The organism is Limisphaera ngatamarikiensis (assembly GCF_011044775.1).
Taxonomy (GTDB): domain Bacteria; phylum Verrucomicrobiota; class Verrucomicrobiia; order Limisphaerales; family Limisphaeraceae; genus Limisphaera; species Limisphaera ngatamarikiensis.
The window spans coordinates 1-1,194 of record NZ_JAAKYA010000050.1 but is presented as its reverse complement, the minus strand read 5'-3'; the positions used below and the strand labels follow the sequence as shown (position 1 = coordinate 1,194).

Sequence of the window (1,194 nt, the reverse complement as noted above, 5' to 3'; positions counted from 1 at the left end):
TCAGACCGTCCCCGTCGGGATCGGCGTCGGCATCGTTGACGCCCACGTTGAGGCCGTAACGCCGTTCCCACCAGTCGGGCAGGCCATCATTGTCCACGTCCGACAGGCCGAATTGGGCGCGTTCGGCCTCAAATTGTGCCTGAACCTGGTCGGGGGTCAGAGCAACGTCGTGGACGCGGATTTTGGCGATCACGTTGGTGCCCACGCCGGCGTTGCTCGGGTTCCCATTGGCATCGGTTTGTCGGGCGACCCGGAAGGGGATGGGGAATCCGCTGGCGTCCACCGCCCAGGTGTTGAGCGGGGTGGTGTACACTTCCTGACTGCTGAGCTGACCGTTGTAGTAGGCGCGCGCGGTCCGGGTTGCGCCATCGTAGGTGTAGACGATGTGGACCCACCGCTGGAAGGTGAGCGTGTTGCTATAGCCGAGGTCGGCCCAGCCCCATCCGCCCAGGCAACCCCAAACCGGGTGTACGCCGTGGCCGAAGGTGCAGTTGGAGCCGTCGGGCCCGCCGCGGCGGCCCCAGGAAAAGACCGTCTTTTCATCCTGCGGAGCCGGGTCCCAAACCCATGCCTCGATGGTCCGGGAAGCGTTCCCGGTCATGCGCTCGGGCACGTTGGGGCCGTAGTAGGAGGTTCCTTCGAGTCCGGCGGTTCCGCCACGGAAGGCTACGCCGCGGACTCCGTCCACGGTGATGACCTCGGGTACGTCGACCAGTGCGAAGAAATCGCCGCTGATGCTGCCGCGGTTGGGCCAGGCGGCCAGTGGCCCCAGGGGCAGGCCGGTGGCGTTCAGATCGATCACGGGCGGCGGAGTGGGGATGCTTCGCGGGTTGGTGGGATCCGAGCCCGACCGAACCTCGGCGCCGTCGTCCCACCCGTCGCCGTCGGTGTCAATCCTGAGCGGATTCGTACCTGTGTTGGATTCGTTGACGAAGATGCCGGTGTTGGTTTCCACACCGTCGGGCAGGCCATCACCGTCGGTGTCGGGGTTGGTCGGATCTGTGCCCGTGTCCGTATTGCTCACCCAGACGCCGGTGTTGGTTTCGACGCCGTCGGGCAGGCCGTCGCCGTCGGTGTCGGGATTGGTCGGATTGGTGCCGCGTTGGTATTCGACCGCATTGCTCAGACCGTCCCCGTCGGGATCGGCGTCGGCATCGTTGACGCCCACGTTGAGGCCGTAACGCCGTTCCCACC

1 protein-coding gene is annotated in these 1,194 nt (G+C 66.2%); it reads right to left on the bottom strand.

Annotated elements, in window-relative coordinates; genetic code table 11:
- The coding region (locus G4L39_RS07205) for a LamG-like jellyroll fold domain-containing protein (protein ID WP_165107054.1) at positions 1 to 1,194 on the bottom strand (1,194 nt) is incomplete at both ends.